Here is a 25875-nt window from a genome sequence, read left to right as displayed (position 1 = left end):
TACGTTGAAGCACGTAGGCGTTGAAGAAAGTAGGCAAATCCGCTTTCTGAGCTGAACTGCGATAGTACACTGATAGCGCAAGCTTGACGTGATAGTGGTCCCAAGTATGCTTCCAAGAAAACCCTCTAAGCTTCAGAATAATACAACCCGTACCGTAAACCGACACAGGTAGTCGAGGAGAGCATCCTCAGGCGCTCGAGTGAATCGTGGCTAAGGAACTAGGCAAAATGGTCTCGTAACTTCGGGAGAAGAGACGCTCTGAGCAATCAGAGCCGCAGTGAAGAGGCCCAGGCGACTGTTTAGCAAAAACACAGGACTCTGCGAAATCGTAAGATGAAGTATAGGGTCTGACACCTGCCCGGTGCCGGAAGGTTAAGGAAGGTTGTTAGTTCTTCGGAGCGAAGCAATTGACTGAAGCCCCGGTAAACGGCGGCCGTAACTATAACGGTCCTAAGGTAGCGAAATTCCTTGTCGGGTAAGTTCCGACCTGCACGAATGGTGTAACGATCTGGGCACTGTCTCAGCCACGAGCTCGGTGAAATTGAAGTATCGGTGAAGATGCCGGTTACCCGCAACGGGACGGAAAGACCCCGTGCACCTTTACTACAGCTTCACATTGTGCTTGAGTATAAGATGTGTAGGATAGGTGGGAGGCTTTGAAGCTGCCGCGCCAGCGGTGGTGGAGCCGACCTTGAAATACCACCCTTCTTATACTTAGGTTCTAATCCCGATACCCTCGGGAGACATTGTGTGGTGGGTAGTTTGACTGGGGTGGTCGCCTCCAAAAAAGTAACGGAGGCTCGCAAAGGTACCCTCAGCATGGTTGGTAATCATGCGCAGAGCGTATTAGTACAAGGGTGCTTGACTGAGAGAGGGACGCCTCGACCAGGTACGAAAGTAGGCTAAAGTGATCCGGTGGTTCCGCATGGAAGGGCCATCGCTCAAAGGATAAAAGGTACGCCGGGGATAACAGGCTGATCTCCCCCAAGAGCTCATATCGACGGGGAGGTTTGGCACCTCGATGTCGGCTCGTCACATCCTGGGGCTGGAGAAGGTCCCAAGGGTTGGGCTGTTCGCCCATTAAAGTGGCACGCGAGCTGGGTTCAGAACGTCGCAAGACAGTTCGGTCCCTATCTGTTGTGGGCGTTGGAATATTGAGGAGATCTGACTCTAGTACGAGAGGACCGGGTTGGACGCACCTCTAGTGTACCTGTTGTGACGCCAGTTGCATTGCAGGGTAGCTATGTGCGGAATGGATAAGCGCTGAAAGCATCTAAGCGCGAAGCCAACTCCAAGATGAGTATTCCATTCCTTCGGGATGTAGGGTCGTGGAAGATTACCACGTTGATAGGCTACAGGTGGAAGTGCAGTGATGTATGGAGCCGAGTAGTACTAATTACCCAAAGACTTTCTTCGTAAATTTTTCACTAAAAGCTCTTTAGTAGCTTTATTAATCTCACCTGTCAATTGTCATGATCTTTGATCATTCAAAAAATATAATGTCCCGGCCTTTTCGCCGGTGATAAAGATTTGTTGGTGGCTATAGCAAGAGGGCACACCTCTTCCCATTCCGAACAGAGAAGTTAAGCCTCTTTGCGCCGATGGTACTGCCTTTAGGTGGGAGAGTAGGTCGCTGCCAACTTTTTTTCTTCTCAAGAGCCTTGCATAAGTTATTCTGCAAGGCTCTTGTTATTTATACCCTGCACATCCTGCTAAGATGAAAAAATGGATACTTAAGGCCGTTGTTCAAAAAGGTATTTCTTTCCTGCCCTTCCGGCATAATATCAACTATTTTTTTCAGAAATACATCACCAAGGGGGTTTTCCTTTCCGACGAATACTTCCAGGATCGTCTCCAACACGCTAAGGAACATATTGATGCCTGCCAAAAGTATATCTCCTCTGTTAACGATAAAGTTACCCTGGAACTGGGAACAGGATGGTACCCCGTCGTACCCATAAGTATGTTCCTGGCGGGTGCAGCAAAAATCCATACCCTGGATATCAGCCCACTCTGCGATAAAGAAAAACTTTGCGCCACCCTTGAGATGTTCCTTCACTATCAGGCCAAAGGAGAAATCAATAAATTCTTTCCTCCCCTCCCCCATCGCTTTGATCTCCTGAAGGACGTGCAAAATAATGCCGGTCAATTGACCTTCGAACAAATGCTGGCAAAGCTTAATATCGTTTATACTGTCGGAGATGCCAGAAACCTGCCTTTAGAGGATAACACCATAAACCTGGTACACTCCAATAATACCTTTGAACACGTTTATCCAGAAGTACTGACCGGTTTATTAACCGAATTCAAACGGGTGGTCAAACCAGAGGGCATTATGTCCCATTTCGTGGATATGTCCGATCATTTCGCCCATTTCGATAAATCAATCAGCATATACAACTTCCTTAAATTTTCTGATAAAAAGTGGGCCTTAATTGATAACGATGTTCAACCACAAAATAGATGGCGACTAACCGATTATAAAAGTCTTTATGAAAATCTTAACCTGAATTTACTGGAAATTACCACCCGAAAAGGAAATCCGGAATTGCTTAAATCCATCCGGATCCATGAAAAATTTAATAAAATATCCCCAGATCAACTGGCCATAAGTCATTGTCTTTTAATTTCTAATGTTGTCGAAACATAGAATTCCTAATAATTTTAAATTTTAAATTTTAAATTCAGTTCCTCACTCCTTGATTTCATTCTCCTTACTTTTGTTAAACATTTCTTAATTATTTTTATCAGATTTGTGTACCTTTTCGAAATAATTACGTCAAAAGAGGAATTGCAGCATTCCGGCTTGGCGTATTTTGAAATATTACACTTTAAACATTCAAGAATTGCAAGCTTCGGAAAATACATGTAACAAAAGTATGGAAGACATGAACGTCATCCACTCTTACCTTGAAACCCAGGCATCCCAATGCTTTACCATATTATATGAAAGATACGCAGGCAAAATTTTTAGCAAGTGTATTTCCATGTTGAGAGATGAAGCACTGGCTCAGGATGCTACACAGGAAATTTTTACCAAAATATTTTTAAACCTTGCAAAATTCAGCGGGAAATCAAAATTTTCGACGTGGATTTACTCTATTAGCTATAATTATTGCATCGATTATATCCGCAGAACTAAAAAACAAAAGGATATTTTTTCCGAGGATATTGAAAATGCAGCTGATGTGGTGGATGATATTCCCGATAGTGAATTGCTGGAACTGGAGGTGGAGCAATTAAAAAAAGTACTGGATGAATTACCTCCTGACGATACGGCTATTTTATTGATGAAATATCAGGATGATATGTCAATAAAAGAAATTGGTGACGCCATTAACATAACGGAAAGTGCCGTGAAAATGAGACTAAAACGAGCTAAGGAAAAAGCAAGGATGATAAAAACAGATTTTTTTGCCGCGACACTAGCCTAATATAAACTTAAATGAACAATTTTCAAAAATTACAGGAGCAACAAGAGGAAAAATATTACTCCTCGAAGGAGGGCGAAGATCTGAAAAAAGATCTCATGGGCACCCTATCCACTTTCCGATTTATTGGCAGCGTCATTGATGTCTATCTGCCAAGAGTAGTGGATATGTTCATTGCCATTGCAGGAGGAGGAGATGAAGATAAAATTAACGCTAAAAATAGCTCGTCAAAAGAGGATCCTGCTTCAGGAAGTTTTGACCGGCAAAGAGGCAAGGGTCCGGGTGGCCCCGGCGATATTCCAATAATTAGATAAACACCATTCATTTTAAGCCATATTATAATTACTCGCAATGGGAAACACAGACAAAGGATTTACATTAATGGGAATTTTGGGTGAACAATTAAGTGCCCTGGCAGGAGTACTGCCAAAATTAATTGGAGCCGTAACTGTATTTATTCTTGGCTGGATATTGGCCAAATTGATCGCTAAATTATTGAAAAAATTTCTGGGAGCGATCGGAATTGATAAACTTGCAGAGAAGCTCAACGAAATTGAAATTGTTTATAACTCCAATATAAAGATTGTGCCGAGCACAATGTTATCAAAAATTGCCTATTATCTGGTGCTTTTCATTTTCATCATGGCAGCAACAGAGGTCTTGGGCATGCAGGCAGTTTCAGACCTTATGACCAGTATCATGAATTACATCCCTAAGGTTCTTTCTGCCCTTATTGTGCTGATCATTGGGGTTGTGATTGCCGACACCTTGAAAAAAGCCGTTTTTACCGCTTGCGAATCCCTGGCGATCCCTGCTTCAAAGCTAATTTCCAATGTTGCCTTTTATTTTCTTTTCCTCAATGTCATAATGATAAGCCTCAAGCAGGCTGACCTGCAAACCGATTTTATTGAAAACAATATGTCGATTATTCTTGCAGGCGTAGTACTGGCTTTTGCACTGGGTTATGGCTTTGCTTCAAAAGGATTAATGGCCAGTATGCTCTCCTCCTTTTATCATAAAGAAAAGATCTCCATTGGCCAAACCATAAGTATTGACGGGACAAAAGGAACGGTAAAAAGCATTGATGGAACCACTTTTACCCTTGAAACGGAAGAAAGTGATATCATCATTCCACTCAGCAAGCTCATGTCTGAAAAAGTGGAGATTTTTAAGCCAAATAATATTTCATAAAAAACCATCATTTTTTCAGGCGTTTCCCTGATTAATGAATGGGCGGAGCCTCGTCCACCATGGACCGGTTCAACCACCAATTCTATTCATTACAAAAATTTCATGCTGATGAAAAATTTATTTTTAATCATTGCAGCCTTAATGGTCTCGTTTTTTATTCCCTCTGGCAATTTAACGGCCCAGGATGCCGCTGAAGAAAAACAGGAGGACCCCGTATGGAAAGCAGGAGCAGGCCTTGGGCTGGATTTTGCTCAATTGCTTCAGATCAATCCCAAACAAGGAGCCGGTCAAAATAGACTGGGTATTGGCGGAGCGGTTAGCTTTTTTGCTAAATATAAAAAGGACAGGATCGCGTGGGACAACGTGGCCGCCTGGCAACTCGGCCTTCAACGTCTTGGGTCAGGGGTGATTGCCCAGGGGTCGGACACAAAAATACCCTTCCAAAAGGCTATCGACGAGCTCAGACTCAATTCAAAAGCCGGATATGCCATCAAAGAGGGATCAAAGATCTTCGTCGCAGCTGACTTTTCCTTTATGAGTCAACTCACTCCCACTTATAACGGCACCGCCGATTATCCCGGAAATTTCCTGTCAGATATTTCCGGAAATGGTACGGCTGTTTTGCAATCGAAACTTTTTTCACCGGCAGGCATTACCTTGTCTGTAGGAATCGATTACAAACTGTCCGATAAACTTTCCATCTATTTCTCTCCTATTGGTGGAAAATGGATCATTGTTGCAGATGATGGCATCGCTGCCCTCAATGTTCATGGCAATCCCCCCGGGGAAAATGTATTTAGTGCATTGGGAGCACTGGCCAGGATGAATTACTCCAACAAATTCCTCGAAGACCGTCTCGTTTACACTTCCGGTTTGGCTCTGTTCTCTAATTACAAATTGGAACCACAGAATATCGATGTGGACTGGGTGAATGAAATTGGTTTCAATATCTTCAAAGGATTACAGGCTGCCGTTACCCTGAATGTATTTTACGATCATGATATCAAAGTACAGATCACCGACTACAACGCTCCAAATGGCATAAATGGCACGGGAAGAAGAGCCAGCGTCACGGAACAATTCCTGCTTAAATACAACGTAACTTTCTAAACTGACAAACTTTAACAACCTATAGCGGTTGGCAACTTTAAATCACGCTAAGTCGTTAATTTGATGAAGATCATGACGACTTAGCGTGATTTTTTATTTTGATCCAAAGCAACACACCCCGAATTTTATAATAATTCCTTACCTTGCTAATCTGAACCAATATCGAAATCATGCCGAAAGAAAAACTTTTCCTGCTCGACGGACACGCTTTAATGTACCGGGCTCATTATGCATTCATTAGCCGACCACTGATCAATTCAAAAGGCGTCAATACTTCTGCCGTTACCGGATTTACTCGTGTCCTGTGGGATCTTATGAGAAATCAACACCCCCATTACCTCGCCGTGGCTTTTGACCTTCCCGGACCTACTTTCAGGCACGAAGCTTATGAACCGTACAAAGCCAACAGGGAGTCCCAACCGGAAGATATTACTTCAGCCATTCCCTATATCCACAGAATATTAAAGGGATTTAAAATTCCAATCGTTACCAAGGAAGGATTTGAAGCGGATGATGTCATAGGCACCCTGGCCAAACAGGCCGAAAAGGAGGGTATGCAGGTATATATGATGACTCCTGATAAAGACTTCGGCCAACTGGTTTCCGAAAATATTTTCCTATACAAACCGGCCAGGATGGGAAATGACGTGGAGATCATGGGTGTAGAGGAGGTTAAGGCAAAATGGGATATTGACCGAATCGACCAGGTCATCGATATGTTGGGGCTCATAGGAGACAGCGTGGATAATATACCGGGCATCCCTGGAATCGGTCCTAAAACCGCCATCAAATTACTTAAGGATTTTGGCACAGTGGAAGGCCTTCTGGAAAATGTTGAATCTCTCAAAGGCAAGCAAAAGGAAAACGTAATCAATTTTGCGGAGCAAGGGCTGCTCTCCAAGCAGCTTGCCACCATAGATATTAATGTACCTATAAAATTCAACGCTGAAGAATACAGGCTCGACCCACCTGATAAGGAAATGCTGGCGGAAGTATTCAAAGAACTCGAATTCAGAACCCTCGCCACCCAGATACTGGGTACTGACGAAACGGAGCCTGTTCATAAACCTACAGCCACCCAGGGATCCCTTTTCGGAAATGCAGAGATGAGTGCTTCCGTGGCGCCCACTCCATTGCCCAGCCACTCCATTGCTACGAAAAATTTAGAAAATACCTCCCATTCCTATCATCTTGTCGATAACCTCGGGGATTGCCAGGCCCTCGCCAAAAAACTGGCGTCGGAAAAGACGATCTGCTTTGATACGGAAACCACAAATATCGATCCGAACCTCGCTGAACTCGTCGGCATGTCATTTGCCATAAAACCTGGTGAGGCCTGGTATATTTCCATCCCTGAAGACCGAGTGGATGCTTATGCCATTGTCGACCTCTTTAAACCCATCCTGGAAGATGAAACAATTGTCAAAATCGCCCAAAACATAAAATACGATGCCATCGTCATGAAATGGTACGATGTGGAAGTTAAAGGGCTCTACCAGGATACGATGATCGCACATTACCTGCTGGAGCCTGAATTGAGACACAACATGGATTATCTTTCGGAAACTTACCTGAAATACAAACCCGTTTCCATTTCTTCCCTCATAGGCAAAGGTAAAAACCAGCTGTCCATGAGGGATATTCCGGTTGAAAAGGTCAGTGATTACGCAGCGGAAGATGCCGACATCACGCTTCAGCTGAAAGAGTATTTGTTTCCCAAAATGGAAAAGGAGGGATTAAAGGACCTTTACGATACTATTGAAGAGCCATTGATCAAGGCACTTGTCGATCTTGAATTTGAAGGCGTTAATGTTGATGCGAATTACCTGAATATCTATTCAAAAGAACTGGGTACTGATATCGACAAAGCCGAGGCCACTATTTATGAAAAAGCAGGAGTACGTTTTAATATAGCCTCTCCCAAACAGGTAGGAGAAGTGTTGTTTGAAAAATTGAAAATTCCCTACCGCTGGAGCAAAACCAAAAGCGGGCAGTATTCCACAGACGAGGAGAAACTGGCTGAATTGTCCCAGGAGTTTGAAATAGTAAATGACATCCTAAGGTTCAGGGGGTTATCCAAACTCAAATCCACCTACGTGGATGCCCTGCCGAAAATGATAAATCCAAAGACCGGAAGGATTCACAGTTCATTCAACCAGGCCCTGACAGCCACTGGGCGTTTAAGCAGCAACAACCCCAACCTCCAAAATATTCCGGTAAGAACACCCGAAGGCGCGCGCGTACGAAAAGCATTCATCCCACGCGACAAAAACCATGTGCTGCTCGCTGCGGATTATTCACAGATAGAATTGAGGCTCATCGCGGAGATGAGCGGAGAAACAGCCATGCAAAAGGCCTTTATCGAAGGGAAGGATATTCACCGGGCCACCGCCGCCGGCGTTTTTGATGTGCCGTATGATGAGGTCAACCGGGAACAAAGATACCGCGCCAAAACCGTTAACTTCAGTATCATCTACGGGGCCGGGGCCACCAATTTATCCCGGCAGCTAAACTTAAAACGAGCCGAAGCCAAAACACTCATAGAAAGCTATTTTAAGCAATATCCCGGCCTTCGGCTGTATATGGACAAAACGGTAGCTGACGCACGCGAAAACGGCTATGTGATGACCATGATGGGAAGAAGGCGCCACCTGAGAGATATTAATTCCCGGAATGGCATGATCCGCAGCGGAGCCGAAAGAAACGCCATCAACACGCCGATACAAGGCACAGCAGCCGATATGATAAAAATTGCGATGGCCAATATCCATCAAGCGCTGAAAAAGAGTCATTTGAAAACAAAAATGATCCTCCAGGTGCATGATGAATTGGTTTTCGATGTGCCCAAGGGTGAACTGGAGGAAGTTAAATTACTGGTGGACGATAAAATGAAAAATGCTATCCCAGGTCTCAAGGTTCCGATTGTAGTGGATATGGGCGTTGGAGAAGATTGGCTGGAAGCGCATTGATTTGATGGTGTGATACTCTGATGTTTATTTTCTTATTTTAAGATGAACATTCGATCCAAAAATTAAAAAGGCTAAAGTTTAAAGTTAGGAAAATGACATTTGATCAACCGATTCCTGTTAAGGAAATTGCACAAAAAATTGGTGCACGCATTATTGGCAACGCGGATCTGATGGCCATGGGCATCAATGAGATTCATAATGTACGTGAAGGGGATATTACCTTTGTGGATGTTCAGAAATATTTTTCAAAATCGCTGAATTCAGCGGCGACCATCATCATCCTGAATGAAGAAACACAATGCCCGGAAGGGAAAGCCCTACTCGTATGTGATGCTCCTTTTAAGGCTTACAACAGTATTGTCATACAGCACAATCCTTTTGAACCGTTGAATCATACAATTGGTGAAACGGCACAGATTCATCCCTCCACCATTGTGGAACCCGGTGCGGTAATTGGCCCCGAAGTGAAGATCGGAAAAAATTGTCTCATACAATCCAACGCCGTCATCAGAGGGCGGGTGATCATTAAAGATCACGTGCTGGTGGAATCCGGATCTATTATTGGAACCGATGCATTTTATTACAAAAAAACGACGGAGGGACTTCAAAAATGGCGTTCGGGAGGACGGGTCATCATTGAAGACCACGTAGATGTCGGTGCCAATTCAACGGTAAATATGGGTGTTTCAGGCGATACGATCCTCGGAGAAGGGACGAAACTGGACTGTATGGTGCATATTGGTCATGATGTAGTGGTAGGGAAACATTGTCAGATTACGGCACAGGTAGCCATTGGTGGAAATACCCGTATCGGCAATCGTGTGGTCATTTATGGACAGGTGGGCATCATCCAAAACCTCACTATTGGTGATGATGTGGTAGTGATGGCCAAATCAATGGTATCCAAAGACCTTGAGGCCGGAAAAAGCTATTATGGCAACCCTGCGGATGAAGCCCGGACAATCTACAAACAAATGGCGGCACTAAGACAATTACCCGAATTGTTGCAAAAATTGCGGAAGAAAGTATAAACGTATCCGGTTCAGTGATCAAAAAAAATACTGGAAAAAGGTCACATTCAGCCCTTTCGCGGCTTTTATAGAGGGGATTGGGTTTGTTATTCTAATGGACTTCCCGTAATTTAGTGGAACTGAATTTATTTTCAACCTTAATCTGACCTATGCAACCTTATACAAACCACGATGAAAAAACAATAGAGGATCTTCTTGCGGAGCCTTCGGCAGAATACACTATTCAGGATTACCTCTCCTGGCAATTCGATGAAATGGTGGAGCTGATCCGGGGCAAGGTATTTCGTATGAGTCCCGGGCCCAATACGAAGCATCAGGTGGCTTCAGGTTTTTTGTTCTCAACCATATATCATTTTTTAAAAGGAAAGCAATGCAAATGTTTTCATGCACCTTTTGATGTTTATCTTCCAATAAAACACCCAAAAACAGGGAAGCCTAATACGGTCGTACAACCGGACATTACCGTCATCTGTGACCCCCAAAAGATTAGCGAAAAAGGCTGTGAAGGCAGTCCGGATATGGTGGTGGAAATAATCTCTGACAGCACACGTAAAAAAGACATTCAGATCAAATTTGAGTTGTACGAAGAATGTAAGATCAATACCTACTGGCTGGTTTTCCCAAAGGAAGAAATTATCGAAATATTTGAATTGAATGCTACGGGTAAATATGAACGTAAAGGGGGGTATTCGGATGACGATGAATTGGATTCTGCGATTTTACCGGGATTGAAAATGAAGGTAAGTGACGTATTTGACATGAATTAACCCCAATTTTTCATACGCCCGGACTCATTTCCGAAATAAACTGACCATGCAATCTTACACCAACCACGATGAAAAAACGATAGAGGATCTTCTGGCTGAACCCTCCGCGGAATACACCATCCAGGATTACCTCTCCTGGCAATTTGATGAAATGGTGGAACTGATCAGGGGAAAGGTATTTCGTATGAGTCCCGCTCCCAATAGTAAGCATCAACGGGTATCCATGTTTATTGCAGGGAAAATTTTTCAAACACTGGAGCATAAAAAATGTGTGGTTTTTCATGCTCCTTTCGATGTGTTTCTACCAGTAAAGCACCCCAAAACAGGCAAACCCAATACTGTCGTACAACCGGACATTACCGTCATCTGCGATACAAAAAAAATTAGCGACCACGGATGTGAAGGCAGCCCCGATCTGGTGGTTGAGATCATTTCCGACAGCACCCGAAAAAAAGACATTCAGATCAAATTTGAGTTGTACGAAGAATGTAAGATCAATACCTACTGGCTGGTTTTTCCAAAGGAAGAAATTATCGAAATATTTGAATTGAATGCAGATGGTAAATATGAACGTAAAGGTGGATTTTCAGATGACGATGAATTGGCTTCTGCGATTTTACCGGGATTAAAAATGAAGGTAAGTGACGTATTTGACATGAATTAACTCCAATTTCCCATACCCCGGGCTCATTCCCGAAATAAACTGACCATGCAATCTTACACCAACCACGATGAAAAAACGATAGAGGATCTTCTGGCTGAACCCTCCGCGGAATACACCATCCAGGACTACCTCTCCTGGCCATTCGATGAAATGGTGGAACTGATCAGGGGCAAAGTCTTCCGTATGAGTCCCGGGCCCAATACGAAGCATCAACGGATTTCTACTTTTTTACTCAATAAAATTTACAATTACCTTGAGCATAAAAAATGTGAAGTTTTTCACGCTCCTTTTGATGTTTACCTTCCTGTCCAACATCCCAAAACAGGGAAACCCAATACCGTAGTGCAACCAGACATTACCGTCATCTGTGACCCCAAAAAGATTAGCGAAAAAGGCTGTGAAGGCAGTCCGGATATGGTGATGGAAATAATCTCCGACAGCACGCGCAAAAAAGACATTCAGATCAAATTTGAGTTGTACGAAGAATGTAAGATCAATACCTACTGGCTGGTATTCCCAAAGGAAGAAATTATCGAAATATTTGAGTTGAATGCTACGGGTAAATATGAACGTAAAGGCGGGTATTCGGATGAGGATGAACTGACTTCTGATCTCCTTCCCGGGTTAAGGATCAAGGCAAGTCACGTATTTCAATAAATGATAAAAATCAATCTTTAATAAGCATATAGGTATGTGTTTTCGTACATGATAATTACCTATATTTGTATCCTGAAAATCAGCGCCACTTTAGCTCAGCGGTAGAGCAGCTCATTCGTAATGAGCAGGTCGTGGGTTCAAATCCCATGAGTGGCTCTATTCTTTCTCCTCTTCTCCATTTTTATTTCGGAACATTCACATGATCAAACGGGCAATGCCTGCAATCGTTTCCACAACAGGTTCCTCTCTTCAAATGGTACCATTCCGTAAAAACATAAAATCCGTTTTCCACGTAAAAATCAATGCCTTCCTTAAATCCCTGTGTTGGTCCCGCGAACTTGACCGCCTCATTTACCCTTTTCCCTGACCTGACTTCCTCTACGTAAAGTGCGATGGCCTCCGCTACCTTTGCTTTCAGGCAAGCTGGACAAAGGCATTCTTTTGAAGTATCATCAAACGGCAAAACGGGCGGATAATCGGCACACCAGCAGCTACCCGGCTGTATTGCATGGCAGGAGAAAGAAGCACCGCATTGATGACAGATATCCGACATGTTTTTTCACTCTTTTTTTCTGTAGAATTAATTTTCAGCACCAGAATAACAACAATACCGTAATTGCAAACAACCTAAATGCACAAAGGTTAGCAGATCAATAAAAAAACGGTACCGGAAACCAATCCGATACCGTTTTTTTTTATTGAATCACCTTTTTGATTACCCAAAATCATCAAAAGCGATATTCTCTTCCGGAACACCCAACTCATCAAGTTTCTGCATGATGGAGCCAGCCATTGCAGGAGGGCCGCAGTAGTAGTATTCCACTTCTTCCGGCTCTGGGTGATTCTTGAGGTATTCATCATACAATACCTGCATGATGTAACCTTTGAATCCATCCCCCTCGGAGTCCATATTTTCTTTGACCTGCCAGTTATCCTCAGGAAGCGGGTTATCCAAAGCAATATAGAATTTGAAGTTTGGAAACTCTTTTTCGATTTTCCTAAAATCTTCGACGTAGAACAATTCTCTTTTCGTCCGTCCTCCGTACCAGTAAGACACCTTTCTGTCGGTGGTCTTTAAGGTATGAAACAAGTGGAACAGGTGCGAACGCAATGGAGCCATACCGGCACCTCCCCCTATGTAAACCATTTCTTTTTTAGATTGCTCCTTGATGAAAAATTCACCGAAAGGCCCGGAAATGGTCACCTTGTCTCCGGGTTTCCTGGAGAATACGTATGAAGAACAAATACCCGGATTGACATCCATCCAGTTATTTTTTGCACGATCCCATGGTGGAGTGGCAATACGGATATTCAACATAACGATATTGCCTTCCGCAGGGTGGTTGGCCATAGAATAAGCCCGGAAAATCATTTCAGGATTTTTCATCTTGAGAGGCCAAAGGTTGAATTTGTCCCACTCTTCCTTGAACTCATCATCCGCTTTACCCATACGCGGGTGGGAAGTGATATCCATATCTTTGAAATCTACTTCGATCGGTGGTACGTCGATCTGGATATATCCTCCTGCCTTAAAATCGAGGGTTTCTCCTTCAGGCAGTTTCACGACAAACTCTTTGATAAAGGTAGCCACGTTGTAATTGGACACCACCTCACATTCCCATTTTTTGATCCCAAAGATCTCTTCAGGAATGCGAATTTTCATATCCTCACGGACCTTAACCTGGCAAGCCAGGCGTTTGTGCTCGGCAGCTTCTTTCCTGGTCAGGTGGTTCATTTCTGTAGGTAATACATCCCCGCCTCCTTCATCTACGTGACACTCGCACATGGCACAAGTGCCTCCCCCTCCGCAAGCAGAAGGCAAAAATATTTTTTGTTCAGAAAGTGCCGACAATAAGGTTTGTCCCGGTTTTGTCTGTACCGGATTGGCTTCATCACCGTTAATGATGATGGAAACATTTCCCTGAGGCACCAGTTTTTTTCTGGCTATAATAAGCATGACAGAGAGCGCCAGGATTACGGCACAGAAAACAAAAACTGCATATAAAATAATAATCATTGTCGAATGTTTTTTTCAGCGTACTAATTCTTAATGATGCATAAAGATCGCCGGGTCAATACCCATGAGACTCATAAATGCCAGTCCCATCAACCCAGTTAGCAGGAAGGCCATTCCCAAACCACGCAAGGGGGCAGGAATATTGGAATAGCGGATCTTCTCACGGATAGCCGCCATTGCTACGATGGCCAGAAACCAACCAAAACCCCCTCCTACTCCAAAAGCAACGGCATTGCTCAGCGTATATTCACGGGAAACCATAAATAAAGATCCTCCGAGGATGGCACAGTTTACAGTGATCAACGGCAGGAAGATTCCCAGGGCAGCATACAAGGTCGGAGAAAATTTTTCCACTACCATTTCCACCAATTGAACCATAGAAGCGATTACCGCAATAAACAGGATAAATCGCAGGAAGGTAAGATCCATTCCAAAAACACCTGTTTCACCAAGCAGGTATTCGTTAATCAGCCAGTTGATGGGCATCGTAATCCCCAAAACAAAAATTACGGCAACTCCCAGACCAATGGCGGTTTTTACTGACTTGGATACGGCAAGAAATGAACACATCCCCAGGAAGTATGCCAGGAGCAGGTTCTCAATAAATGCCGCTTTGATAAAAGTATTAATAAATTCACCCATGATTTTAAACTTTTTGGTCTCCAACCGGAAACCAGTTTTTTTTATAGACTCCCTTTCTAAAGGGAATTCATTTTTAGGATATATCTACCAGTTTTTGATTGCGGGTACGTTGGATCCAGATGTAGATTCCAATGATGAACATCGCAGCTACCGGCAATACCATGAGGTTATTGTTTGCGTACCAGCCAAATAAAGTACTTTCTTGCGTATTGATCAAAAAATCGCCAGTGGCTCCTATGATCTTTATTTCAACAGGGCTCCCTGCGAAAAGGGTTCCCTTGCCGAATATTTCGCGGAAGAAAGCCACCACCACGAGAATTACACCATACCCAACCCCGTTTCCAATGCCATCAATAAAAGACCTCCAGGGTTTATTGGCCATCGCAAAAGCCTCTAAACGGCCCATTACGATACAGTTGGTAATAATCAACCCGATATAAACGGACAACTGTTTGTAAATTGGGTAGTTGAGATATTGCAGCGTCAGCTCCACCATAGATACAAGGAAGGCGATGATGACCAATTGGACAATCATGCGCACCTCGTTGGGAATGAGGTTTCTGAGCATGGAAGTAAAAAGGTTGGAAAAGGCTGTTACGAGGGTTACCGAAATAGCCATCACAATTGATGGATAAACCAGGGAAGTAACCGCCAAAGCAGAACAAACCCCCAATACCTGCACGGTGATCGGGTTGTTGTCATTCAACGGATCGGTCAGTAATTTCCGCTCTTTTTTACCAAATAACGGCTCTTTAACTTTTGTTTCAGTTGCAGTATTCGCCATTTTATTGTTGTTTTATCTTTTCGAAATAAGGAAGGTAGTTCTTTAAACCACTATATAACATAGCGGATACGCCCGCACTCGTGATCGTAGCCCCGGAGATCCCATCTACCGCGTGTAATTTATCCTTAGCTGTCTTGTAAACATTAATAGACACGAATTGTCCGTCTTTAAATATCTGAGTGCCTTCAAAATGCTTGCTAAAGGAAGGGTTATCTTTAATTTCAGCCCCAAGCCCGGGAGTCTCTCCTTTGTGATCAAAAGCCGCACCGGCCACCGTGTTTAAATCACTCTTCAATGCGATGTACCCCCAGATATCATCCCAAAGCCCTTTTCCAAAAACAGAGAGGATATAAAATTTCTCCGTCCCGTTGTCATAGATATAAACCGGCAGATAACGATCCGCTTCGGGCTTTTTGCGTTCTTTCTTCATGTCAATCTTTGTAGCCTGCACATCACTCACTTCATTCCCCTGCATATCCAGCACATGGCTTTCCATTTTGTCAAAAAGTTCAAGAACCTGAGCGTCCTGAAGGTCGGCTACTTTACCGGACGGCACCAGGTTATTTTCCACCGCCTTGAGAATGGCCCGCTTGTTAAATATATCGGCATTTTGTGCAGCTACATCTTTGGTCACCTCCCTATATCCGGCAAGTGAAACAGCGACGAATGCTGTTAACACAAAGACAAAAAATAAGGTATAATTGGTCTTCACGATATTTATTTTTTTAGTTTATGCTGTCGTTGGCCTAAGGTGTCCCCCCGGCAAACCACCTTTAATTTACGATGCTACGGCCTGGGCTCTTTTTGCTCTGCGTTTGATGTTGGATTCCACCACAAAATGGTCGATTAGCGGTGAAAATACATTCAACAGCAAAATCGCCAACATCCACCCTTCCGGATAAGCCGGGTTGATGATGCGGATCACCATACCTATACTTCCTATGAGGAATCCGTAGATCCACTTTCCTGTATTCGTTCCGGAAGCCGTAACCGGGTCCGTTGCCATAAAGGCCATCGCGAAGAGGAAACTTCCCATATAAAACTGGTAATACCAAGGCACAGCCATAAATTTGAAAACACCAGGCGTATCCGCAGTAATTTCAGGCGCAAAACCATTCATCAACATCCCTACAAAAGCTGCCCCCAGGAACATGGAAACCATGATTCTCCAGCTGGCCACTCTTGAGACAATGAGGAACAATGCCCCGAGTAAAATGATCGGTTTGGAAGTTTCTCCGATAGACCCAGGAATAATTCCCCACCACATCTGCCCTTCGGTATATACCTTGGTCACCGCGTCCCAACCGCCTTTGGCGGCTAATGACAATGGAGTAGCTCCGGTCACTCCATCTACTCCTGCCACTCCTGAAATCCATACCTCATCTCCTGAGATGGATGTCGGATAAGCGAAGAAGATGAATACACGGGTCAACAAGGCAATATTGAGAATGTTCATGCCCGTTCCCCCAAAAGCTTCTTTACCGATGATCACGGCAAAAACAATGGCTACAGTCAACATCCACAGCGGGATGTCAGGAGGCATGATCAATGGGATCAAAGCGCCGGAAACGAGGTATCCTTCCTCGATGCCGTGTCCCCTTTTGGCAGCGTACCAGAATTCTATGCCCAAACCTACGGCCATAGAGACCACCAGGATAGGCAGTAACTTCAGGATACCAAAAAGGAACTTGGGTCCAATACCTTCTCCAAACTGCACATACTCCCCAGTGGCTGCGTAATGCTGGTGCCCGATATTATAGGCGCCAAATACATAACAACCTGCCAATGCAAGCACGACAAAAACCATCAGACGTTTGAGATCCATCCGGTCACGGACATGTACTCCTTTTGCAGTAACATGATCCGGGACAAAAACGAAGGTCAGAAATCCGTCGTACACCGTATGTAAAAACGGCGACTTTTTCTTGTCCGGCTCTATCTTATGAAAGAAATTTAAGAGTCCTTTCATTTGTATATTTTTTATTGTTTTATTTAAAGGTCAAATAGAATGCCTGAAAAATGACCGCCCTGGTTTTAAAACCCCTGTCGGTACTTTGTAGGCAGTTCCTTTGTTTATTTTCGTTTTTTAGCCTTGCTCAAGCATATCATTCAAACCACCCCGCAAAATGTTTTGCACCGGCTGCTTGGACGTACATGCAAACTCACAGAGAGCCAGGTCTTCCTCTACTACTTCATATATCCCCAGTCCTTCCATCTTTTCCAGATCTCCTACAATAATCGATTTTAGGAGGTGTTGCGGATAAATATCCATTGGCAGTAATGCCTCGTATTCTCCCGTGACCACAAAGGCGCGCTTTTCACCATGAGTATTGGTATCAACGCTTACTTTCTTTGAAGAAAAGAACCCGCCCAGGTAGGTCTTTGATACCGTCGGGCGCTTCGATTGTGGAAGCAACCAGCCAAATAATTCGAAATACTCTCCTTCCTGGATTACAGAAACCTGATCATCGTAATACCCGAGAAACTGTGTTTTGTCTTTTTTCTTGCCGGAAAGAACATCCCCTGAAATGAGACGCATTTTACCTTCTTTGAGATTTTCTCCTGTCAGATCGCCAACATTGGCTCCCTGGTAGGTAATGACATATCCCGGGTTTTTCAATTCTCCTGCGACCGCCACGATTCTTGTAGCATCAAACTTTTGGTGGAGGAATAACTTCCCGAGTGTAATGACCTCTTGTACTCCCATAGTCCACGCAATAGCCTTATTGCTGACAGGGCTGATGTGGTGAATTTGTACCCCTACATTTCCAATAGGGTGCTTTCCGCTAAAAGTGTGCAATTCTACTCCTTTGGCCTGGGTAAAAGCATTGGAAACATTGCCTCCCCTGCCGTCAATGCCAAGATGTACCTTGCCACTCGTCAGTTTAGCCAACACGTCCAGTCCTTTCTGAAAAGCATCTTCCTGTCCTGTCACGACGAAACTTAAATCGGGGGCAAGAGGTGCCGTATCAAAAGTAGATACAAAAATATTTACAGGTACCGTTTCAGGATCAGGTGTGATATTATAAGGACGTTGTCTCAGCATAGGCCAAACGCCACTTTCCAACAGGTAGTTTACCAGGGAGGCACGATCTGACTTTGCAAGATCAAAACCATCATAAGCCCGGCTGGTTATTTCTTTATCCGCCAGGATAACGATCTCTGAGATCGAACGTTTTTCCCCTCTGTTGACGGCAATAACTTCACCACTCACGGGAGCTGCGTATTTGATCTCAGGTTTTTTCTTGTCAAAAAAGATAATATCTCCGGCTTTAACTTCGTCACCCACGGCAACAGTCACCTTTGGAATAGGAGAAATGTTAAAGAAATCAGGAGGACGCACAGCAAATGTTTTGGCCCTTACGCCTTCAATCAGTGTTTTAGCCGCTTCACCGTTGAGGTGGATATCATGGCCTCTTTTTAAGGCAATGGTTTTTCCACTTTGTTTTGTAAGCCCGTCGGCTCCGAAAAACCTCATGGCTACAAAGAAAAGCACAAGAACCCCTAAAGCATAAAGAAGATTCATTCCTCCACCTGAAGCTGAAGTATCAGCTTGTGCAAAGATGCTATTGGCAAAAAATGTTAATAATAACAGGTTGCTCCATCGAGCGATATTTTTTCTCATTGCGGTACAACTTAGTTTTTCGCAAAATTGTTTCCCATATAAAATTTGGAAAAGCACCGCAAAGATACTTTTAGGCATCTAATTTTAGTATATTTTTAGGGTTTTTTTGAGTGATTCGACATTTTTTTAGTGAAACAGATCACAGTTGGCCTTTTTTAATTTTTTATGCATCTTAATATTGTAAATTCAAAAAAATCCCATTTTAATTCTTTAATCAAAAATGATGAACAAATATATTTTTACATGTTGTAACACTTTTTTTCTTATTTTCATGCTATCATGCAATACTGACGACCAAAAACAGGATCGCACCACTTCCCAATCTCCTCAATTACAGGAAATTTCCGCCACGCCATCAGCCCAATCCATCCTCGCTATGGCCATTGAAAAAACGGGTATGGATTTGTTGAAAAGCGCCTCCGTTTCATTTGACTTCAGAGCAAGACATTATACTTATACCAGGAAGAAGGGTGTGTACCGCTACGAGCGTATTTTTAAAGATGAAGACGGCAACGCTATTACAGATGTGCTGGACAATACCGGATTCCTTCGGCTTACCAATGGAGATACCTCCGCTGTGGAAGATAAAAAGGTAAAGGCCTATGCCAATTCTGTAAACTCCGTCATTTATTTTGCTTTCCTGCCTTTTAGCCTGAACGATCCGGCAGTGATATCGGACTACCTCGGCAAAGTAAAATTGAAAGGAAAGGAATATCACAAGATCAGGGTCACCTTTAAACAGGAAAACGGGGGTGATGATTTCCAGGATGTATTCGTCTATTGGTTCGACACCGAAAATTACCGCATGGATTACCTCGCTTACGAATACCATACCGATGAAGGAGGAATGCGCTTTAGAGAGGCTTTTAACCCAAGGGAAGTGAATGGGGTGCTGTTCCAGGATTATAAAAATTACAAACCGAAAGAAAAGGGAACGGTAAAACTGGAAGCCATCGATCAGGCCTTCGAATTGGGCGCCCTCGAGTTATTATCGGAAATCGTATTGGAAAATGTGAAGGTGGTGGTGAATCAGGAATGACGGGGATTGTTTCATGGGTTGTGTATTTTCTAAGGCCCAGGTTTACCTGGCTTTAGACAGGCTGCAAGCCTTACAGGTATATTCCGGTCAAAGCTACAAGCCTCGACCATCGAAGATCGAACTCAAGCCCAGGCGCAGGCTGACCGAAGGGAAGCTTTACGTCCTAGGCAAAATTCGCCGAATTTTATTTTTTCAAATACTGACCTGCTGTCATTACAGGAATTTTTGAAGCTTTAAAGTCCTTAAGGTTTCTAGTAATTATTACTTCTGCTTCGTTTTCCAAGGCTGTATAATATTGAAGGCTATCTTCGAAATCTTTGAAATCATCATCATTTAATGAGAGTTCAACTATCTTGTCATTTAACTCAAGAACAACTACCAGTATCTTAAACTTCAATAAAATAACTCTCGCCTCTTTTTTAGACTTGAGCTTAGATAAAACATAGTTAGTATTAGCAACTGTCAAAGATGAAATATATAACTTTACTTTACCCCTGTCTGCTAGAGAAAATAATTTAGCTGCATTATCATAAAATGGTTCTCGTTTACCAAGTAGATCAAGAACAATATTGGTATCTATAAATAATTTTTTCATTTATATTTCTCTAGCAAATAGTCAGTATAATCATCCTTATTATCAAATTCATCTAAAAGGCTTACCACTCCACTCAAACTTTCCACTAATGGCGTGATGGCGATTTCTTCAGACTTGTTCTCTATCAATGAACTTAAATAGGATTCTATTAACCTTGAAAGGCTTATTTTGTGATCTTGCGCGTATACCTTAGCCCTTTCGATCACTCTTTCATTTAGACTAAGTGTGAGCTTTTTATCCATAACAATCTCATTTACGTGCAAAAATAAGTTATCTACACGTACAATGCAAATCTTTTTTTATATCCCGCCTATGCCAATTACAATATGACAGAGTTAATCTGATGCTATCCTGATAGAAAATATGTGCATCAGTAGTATCTAGCTTATAAAGAACTATTTTTATTTATTAAGTACCCGCAGGGTTTCGGCGAACTTAGAATTATCCGACCTAGCCCCTATCCGTAACATTCATCATTCCGGCCATCATAAGGTAAACCATTTATCCTTCTGTCCTTGTTCCCTTTCGTCCTTTAGCCTTTGCATCATGGCCTGGGAGGTTCCTGATTTTTATGGCCTTTAATGATACCGGCAATGGAGATGTCTTCGTCAATGACTTCCCAATGGATGCCGTATCTGTCACTTATAAACCGCCAGTCTTTTCGCTCAGCGTCCGTTGCCTGGTTAAGTAGCCAAAACCAGTTGTATGGAACGCCGATCTCCCGTCCGTCTTCCAGTTGGACATAAAATTTATTCTGCTCGATGCGCACATCTATCGCGAGGACTTCTTGTATTTCAGCTAAAAAATTCATACCATTTCTTTTTAAAGGTTTCCTTCTCCTCCTCTAAAGAGTGCTACCTCAATTGAAAACTCACCGAACCCAATATTCCAATCGTAGCATAAACGTTAGCGGTATAAACACCGGCTACCAATTTGTCATCCGGCTCATAATGGAAGGATATACTTTGATCCTTTGTTATATCCAATTCCTTGACATCCTGAGCCAGCAATTCCATTTTTTTGTCGTTAATCTCAACCGTTGCTTTGGTGGCCGTATTGGTGGTTATCGGAGTGCTTTTTTCGTCGGTGATAACCAGGTAAATTGGCTGATTGCCATGAAAACGCTCCGGGACATCGTTAAGCTCAAAGCTAATGATAACCTCTCGTGCTTGTCTGGCTTTTACCGTCACCTTGTCATTCCGTTTCTCAATATCTGCCCGGAAAGAGGTGCCTTTGAATTGGGCTTTGTCCAAGTTATACATCTCTTGATCCAACCGGGCACTCAGGCTATTCATTTCCTCTCGTGCCACATTCACCCTGGTCAAAAGACTCGATTTTTCTGCATCCAATTCTTCGATAGTAACAAGTAGACCCTTTTGAGTAGACAGCATTCCTTCCACTTTTTTGGTCAGGCTGTCAATCTCAGCAGAAGTACCTTTTTTAAGGCTTCTGATCATCGCTTCTTTCTGTCGAATTTCCTTTTTGGCATTGTCAATGGCATTTTCCAAAACCACATAGTCCTTCGAGACCTGTGCGTAAATTTTCTCCAGACTGTCAACCTTGATTTTCAGGGAATCTCTCTGATTTTCCAATAAAACTACTTTTGTGTCGAGCTTTTTAATAGTGCGGACTTTTTCCTGCTTGATAGAAGATTGGTAAATACCCCAGCCGATTGCAAACAGAAGTAAAACGGCTGCTAATCCCATAATCGATTTAGTGTTATTTTCCATTTTCGTAAAATTTATAAATTAAATTTTTTTTTTTTGGAGGTGGCATCTCACTAAGTAAGTGGATGAAATTAATGATAGCTTTAAACTATACAGATTTTGTACTAATCGAATTATGGCGGCTACGCAATGTTTTTTACGTTCATTTTCTCCTTATAAATATAACCTTTTTTTATCAAAAAACCCCGTTTCCCTCCACAAAACTATCCAGACCGGGTATTTTTTGTTAAAAAAATTTGCGTTCCCAAAACAGAAGGCTTGACCTCCTTGATGATTCACGTTTACAAATCACTAATTGGCTTATCTAATGTAAAGGTTTTTGGCATTCTCCGATATTCCCCTGCCTCCAAAGCTATTCCAAAAATGCCGATGGTGGCAGCCTGACTGATGACGCCCGGGGACAGGCTTTCAGCCTGGATCCAATACGCTCTTATTGCCCAAATCCGGGCACATCATCAACAAACCCGGCCAAGGATTCACCCGTTAATCCCCGAATTTAAAAGCCCTCTCTGAAATCGACCGAAGAGAGATCCACGTACACACAGTGCAGGGACCATCTGGAACCATTTGAAACAACCTGAAACCATTTGGAACTGTCCCCATCCACAAACGCCCGATTTAAATACTACCCATGCGCAATGAACCCAATCACCAGGTAAAAAATCGCCGTAACCCCTCCGACGACCAATGCATAGGGCAACTGTGTCCGCACATGATCGATGTGATCCGAAGCGGAAGCCATGGATGATAGAATGGTGGTGTCGGAAATGGGAGAGCAGTGGTCGCCGAAAACACCCCCGCCCATAACGGCTGCGATGGCCATATAAACATTAGTGTCCATCTCTTTGGCCATGGGGACGGCTATGGCCATCATGATGGCAAAAGTCCCCCAGGAGGTTCCCGTGGAGAAGGCGATGAAACAACTGACCACAAATACCAGGAAAGGCACCAGGGCAGGCGACAACCATTGTTGCGCTACACTGGCCACATACTGACCCGTTCCCAATTCATTTTTACAGAGGCTGCTGATGGCGAACGCAAAAAGCATCAGAAGGGCCAGAGGGATCAAACCGCCAATGCCCTTGAGTGTCAGATCCACCATCTCTTTCATTTTCATGATGCCCTGAGCACCGTAAAAGAACATGGTGGAAATCAAGGAAACCAATACGGCAGTCAACACAGAAGTGGAACCGGAACCGTTGCCAATGGCAAAAAACACCTTACTCCAAACCGAAGCTTCCGGCATGTGTTCCATGGTGGCCCCCCAACCGGTGTAAATCAGCATGACAGGCATCATCAGCACCATAAGAGCGATGGGAAAAACCATATTCCTAGACCGAGGAATAACGCCTTCCTTGGTTTTTACTTCTGTAAGTTCCTCTGAAATCATTGGCTGGGCACCGTCGGCCAGCAACTTACCCTCCTCGCGGGCACGCTTTTCCGCTTTGGCCATCGGACCAAAATCTTTTTTCGTAAAAATGATGACCAGCACCATTAACAGCGCCAGGAATGGATAAAAATTGTATTTCATGGCCGTCATCATCACGCCAAAGGGATTGACAAAATCGGTGGCCAGCAACCCCATGATAAAGGCGCCCCAACCATTGAAAGGCAAGATGATGGAAGAAGGAGCCGAACTCGAATCGGCAATATAAGCCAGCTTTTCACGCGATATCTTTAATTTGTCAAATACCGGGCGATACAAGGCGCCAACAGTAAGCACCGAAATACTCGACTCCACAAAAATGAACAGTCCCGTAAGCCAGGCCAAAAACTGTACCACCACCCTGCTATTACCTGATTGTTTCTTTTCGTATTTTTCCAAAAATCTGTTGATGCGCAAAATAAATCCTTCCACTCCTCCAGACCTTTGGATGAACAGGATCAAAGCGCCCACTAAAGCTGAAAACATGATGGTTCGGGTATTGCCGGCATCCTTAAAAACATCCACCAACGCCTGTATGGTATTCATGGAACCTTTCCAGAGATTCGAAGGGCGGACTACCCGCCATAAGCCTTCAAAAAATCCGATATCTCCGGGATTAAAAGAGCCCGAGCCTGCTTCCAGTGGTAATCCGGTCAAGACCAGCCAGCCGAGCCATATCCCAAAAAGCAGGGAGACGAAAACCTGCCGGGTATAAATGGCCAGAATAATGGCAATTACAGGGGGAACAAGGGATAGAATGCCGTAATCCATGGGTGTTTTTTTTGAATGCATGAATGAGAGAATACATGAATGAAGTCAATTATTTATATTGATGAATTCTCGCATTGTTGAATTGTTGAATTGTTTCCTTAAGAGAATATGGTTTTAGCAAAAGAGGATCTTAAGTCGCAAGGTTTTATCTTCTTCACCGGGTACGTACTCCAGGGCATCTCTCGCAAGCAAATCCTGTTTGACTATTTCGATGTACCAGGCTTTTTTACCTTCCAGCTCGCCTTCGATATTTTTAGAGGCATGCGCTTCAATATCGGCATCCCTGATCTCCGGGTAGGAAAGGAAAGGCATAATAATGGCTTCTTTTAATTGCTCATAAAGATCCTGCGGCAATATAGCTCCCTTGCCGCCATCAGGATGTAAGGTGATGATTTTTTCCAAACTCATGATCAGGTATCAATTTATTATAAAAATGGAAATCTGCTCTAAAAATATTGCGTTTTTTGTTTTAATGCTTATTACAATGAGGAAGTTTCAGCATAAAAATCATAAATAACGCTCGCAGATTACGCAGAAAATCGCAGAAATGGAAGCGTACAACAAAAATATCAAAGAAATGCGTTGAAATCTGATTGGAATGAAAAATATCGCAGCATCATACCATCAAAAAATAAACCTATCAACAGATCACCTTTTTAACCCGTAAAAAATAACCCAGGTGGCAAAATCATCGGTAAAATTTTCAAAACGATGCGCCTGTCCGGCTTTGACAAAAAGTACGTCCTTTTCCTTTATTGGATAGCGATCTTCTTCTCGGACAAACTCACCCGTACCACTGGCGATCACGTACAATTCGTCCTTATCGTGCGGCAACTGTTTATCCACTTTTTCAGGTTTGTAATATTCGACTTCCAATTCACCGTGTCGGAGCATGGTGACAAAGGGTTTTGGTGCCGACTGTTCCAGAGCCGATATAGCCTCTTCAGTGGTCAAGAAATATTTGGGTGGAATACCTTCCACGGACAAAATCTGCGCCAGGTGGTGCTCCATGTGATCGATGTAATTGCCGATCAGCCATTCAAAGCTCGCTTTTTCGGTTTCATTGACAAAAACGTCCTGCTCCAGTTTTTTGACCGGAATTTCTTTCACAATGTTACTGATCTGCTGATTCAGCGATTGCCAAAGATTCACCAGGTGATCGATATCAGCCGCCTGGTACTGATTGACCTTAACCAGGTAATCCTGATCGTAGGGCCTGACATCGTAGTTTTTATAGGAATGCAAAATGGATAAAAACCGCTTCAGGTTATTCAATGCCGAATCGATCAGGTGACCCAATATCTCCTTCCTGGACCATTTTTCCGGAGTCGGTTTGAAGGTGAGTTGTTCTACCGGAATTTCATGGATCTGATCCTTTAGGCGACGAATGTTTCGATGGATACGCTGGTGCATGGGTTTGGTTTTAATT

General features: G+C 43.3%; 25 protein-coding genes, 1 tRNA gene and 2 rRNA genes (1 of these 28 cut by a window edge). 14 read left to right on the top strand and 14 right to left on the bottom strand.

What is annotated here, in order from left to right:
* The 13 genes from H6571_16165 to H6571_16105 form a co-directional block, all read left to right on the top strand.
* Positions 1-1415, top strand: a 23S ribosomal RNA gene (locus tag H6571_16165); it begins 1490 nt to the left of the window's first position.
* Positions 1416-1532: 117 nt separating this feature from the next.
* Positions 1533-1642 (top strand): 5S ribosomal RNA (gene rrf / locus H6571_16160).
* A 75-nt stretch (positions 1643-1717) separates the two neighbouring features.
* Positions 1718-2650 carry a class I SAM-dependent methyltransferase gene (locus tag H6571_16155; protein ID MCB9325275.1) on the top strand — a complete coding sequence of 311 codons (933 nt, stop codon included), beginning with the start codon at positions 1718-1720 and terminating at the stop codon, positions 2648-2650.
* 229 nt (positions 2651-2879) lie between these two features.
* On the top strand, positions 2880-3434 hold the full coding sequence (locus H6571_16150) for a sigma-70 family RNA polymerase sigma factor (protein ID MCB9325274.1): 555 nt from the start codon (positions 2880-2882) through the stop codon (positions 3432-3434).
* 11 nt (positions 3435-3445) lie between these two features.
* Positions 3446-3745, top strand: coding sequence for a hypothetical protein (locus H6571_16145; protein ID MCB9325273.1), 300 nt, complete (start codon positions 3446-3448; stop codon positions 3743-3745).
* A 37-nt stretch (positions 3746-3782) separates the two neighbouring features.
* On the top strand, positions 3783-4622 hold the full coding sequence (locus H6571_16140) for a mechanosensitive ion channel (protein ID MCB9325272.1): 840 nt from the start codon (positions 3783-3785) through the stop codon (positions 4620-4622).
* A 108-nt stretch (positions 4623-4730) separates the two neighbouring features.
* Positions 4731-5732: a DUF3078 domain-containing protein gene (locus tag H6571_16135; protein ID MCB9325271.1), complete on the top strand. Its 1002-nt coding sequence runs from the start codon at positions 4731-4733 to the stop codon at positions 5730-5732.
* Positions 5733-5902: 170 nt separating this feature from the next.
* A complete protein-coding gene (gene polA, locus H6571_16130) occupies positions 5903-8701 on the top strand; it encodes a DNA polymerase I (protein ID MCB9325270.1) in 2799 nt (932 codons plus the stop codon).
* A 92-nt stretch (positions 8702-8793) separates the two neighbouring features.
* Positions 8794-9732 carry a UDP-3-O-(3-hydroxymyristoyl)glucosamine N-acyltransferase gene (locus tag H6571_16125; GenBank protein ID MCB9325269.1) on the top strand — a complete coding sequence of 313 codons (939 nt, stop codon included), beginning with the start codon at positions 8794-8796 and terminating at the stop codon, positions 9730-9732.
* 149 nt (positions 9733-9881) lie between these two features.
* A complete protein-coding gene (locus H6571_16120; protein ID MCB9325268.1) occupies positions 9882-10499 on the top strand; it encodes a Uma2 family endonuclease in 618 nt (205 codons plus the stop codon).
* 46 nt (positions 10500-10545) lie between these two features.
* Positions 10546-11163 carry a Uma2 family endonuclease gene (locus H6571_16115; GenBank protein ID MCB9325267.1) on the top strand — a complete coding sequence of 206 codons (618 nt, stop codon included), beginning with the start codon at positions 10546-10548 and terminating at the stop codon, positions 11161-11163.
* Between the two features lie 45 nt (positions 11164-11208).
* Positions 11209-11820, top strand: coding sequence for a Uma2 family endonuclease (locus H6571_16110; protein ID MCB9325266.1), 612 nt, complete (start codon positions 11209-11211; stop codon positions 11818-11820).
* Between the two features lie 84 nt (positions 11821-11904).
* Positions 11905-11976 (top strand) — tRNA-Thr (locus H6571_16105).
* 25 nt (positions 11977-12001) lie between these two features.
* Here the strand turns inward: H6571_16105 and H6571_16100 are convergent.
* The 7 genes from H6571_16100 to H6571_16070 form a co-directional block, all read right to left on the bottom strand.
* Entirely contained in the window at positions 12002-12373 is a 372-nt protein-coding gene (locus tag H6571_16100) for a hypothetical protein (GenBank protein MCB9325265.1), read from the bottom strand.
* 162 nt (positions 12374-12535) lie between these two features.
* Entirely contained in the window at positions 12536-13837 is a 1302-nt protein-coding gene (locus H6571_16095; GenBank protein MCB9325264.1) for an NADH:ubiquinone reductase (Na(+)-transporting) subunit F, read from the bottom strand.
* Positions 13838-13867: 30 nt separating this feature from the next.
* A complete protein-coding gene (nqrE, locus tag H6571_16090) occupies positions 13868-14479 on the bottom strand; it encodes an NADH:ubiquinone reductase (Na(+)-transporting) subunit E (GenBank protein ID MCB9325263.1) in 612 nt (203 codons plus the stop codon).
* 73 nt (positions 14480-14552) lie between these two features.
* The gene (locus tag H6571_16085; GenBank protein ID MCB9325262.1) at positions 14553-15263 is read right to left on the bottom strand and encodes an NADH:ubiquinone reductase (Na(+)-transporting) subunit D; all 711 of its coding nucleotides are present in this window, start codon (positions 15261-15263) and stop codon (positions 14553-14555) included.
* Between the two features lies 1 nt (position 15264).
* Entirely contained in the window at positions 15265-15984 is a 720-nt protein-coding gene (nqrC, locus tag H6571_16080; GenBank protein MCB9325261.1) for an NADH:ubiquinone reductase (Na(+)-transporting) subunit C, read from the bottom strand.
* 57 nt (positions 15985-16041) lie between these two features.
* Positions 16042-17232: an NADH:ubiquinone reductase (Na(+)-transporting) subunit B gene (locus tag H6571_16075; GenBank protein MCB9325260.1), complete on the bottom strand. Its 1191-nt coding sequence runs from the start codon at positions 17230-17232 to the stop codon at positions 16042-16044.
* 117 nt (positions 17233-17349) lie between these two features.
* Positions 17350-18741, bottom strand: a complete 1392-nt coding sequence (locus H6571_16070; GenBank protein MCB9325259.1) for a Na(+)-translocating NADH-quinone reductase subunit A — start codon at positions 18739-18741, stop codon at positions 17350-17352.
* 418 nt (positions 18742-19159) lie between these two features.
* On the opposite strand from H6571_16070, the gene H6571_16065 reads away from it, so the two are divergent.
* On the top strand, positions 19160-19927 hold the full coding sequence (locus H6571_16065) for a hypothetical protein (protein ID MCB9325258.1): 768 nt from the start codon (positions 19160-19162) through the stop codon (positions 19925-19927).
* A gap of 184 nt (positions 19928-20111) precedes the next feature.
* On the opposite strand, the gene H6571_16060 is transcribed toward H6571_16065, so the two are convergent.
* From H6571_16060 to H6571_16030, 7 genes are all read right to left on the bottom strand, one after another.
* Entirely contained in the window at positions 20112-20522 is a 411-nt protein-coding gene (locus tag H6571_16060; GenBank protein ID MCB9325257.1) for a PIN domain-containing protein, read from the bottom strand.
* Positions 20519-20764 carry a hypothetical protein gene (locus H6571_16055; GenBank protein ID MCB9325256.1) on the bottom strand — a complete coding sequence of 82 codons (246 nt, stop codon included), beginning with the start codon at positions 20762-20764 and terminating at the stop codon, positions 20519-20521. The genes H6571_16060 and H6571_16055 overlap by 4 nt, the downstream gene beginning before the upstream one ends.
* A gap of 302 nt (positions 20765-21066) precedes the next feature.
* Positions 21067-21333 (bottom strand): DUF2442 domain-containing protein, encoded by a 267-nt coding sequence (locus tag H6571_16050; GenBank protein ID MCB9325255.1) that lies wholly within the window; start codon positions 21331-21333, stop codon positions 21067-21069.
* A 43-nt stretch (positions 21334-21376) separates the two neighbouring features.
* Positions 21377-22252, bottom strand: coding sequence for a hypothetical protein (locus H6571_16045; protein ID MCB9325254.1), 876 nt, complete (start codon positions 22250-22252; stop codon positions 21377-21379).
* A 622-nt stretch (positions 22253-22874) separates the two neighbouring features.
* Positions 22875-24446, bottom strand: a complete 1572-nt coding sequence (locus tag H6571_16040; protein ID MCB9325253.1) for a sodium:solute symporter — start codon at positions 24444-24446, stop codon at positions 22875-22877.
* A 114-nt stretch (positions 24447-24560) separates the two neighbouring features.
* Positions 24561-24854: a hypothetical protein gene (locus tag H6571_16035; GenBank protein ID MCB9325252.1), complete on the bottom strand. Its 294-nt coding sequence runs from the start codon at positions 24852-24854 to the stop codon at positions 24561-24563.
* Positions 24855-25094: 240 nt separating this feature from the next.
* On the bottom strand, positions 25095-25859 hold the full coding sequence (locus H6571_16030; protein MCB9325251.1) for a DinB family protein: 765 nt from the start codon (positions 25857-25859) through the stop codon (positions 25095-25097).
* Between the last annotated feature and the right edge of the window lie 16 nt (positions 25860-25875).

Source organism: Lewinellaceae bacterium (assembly GCA_020636105.1).
Classification (GTDB): domain Bacteria; phylum Bacteroidota; class Bacteroidia; order Chitinophagales; family Saprospiraceae; genus BCD1.
Note: the sequence above shows the minus strand (reverse complement) of the source record. Positions and strands in the feature narration are given on the sequence as shown.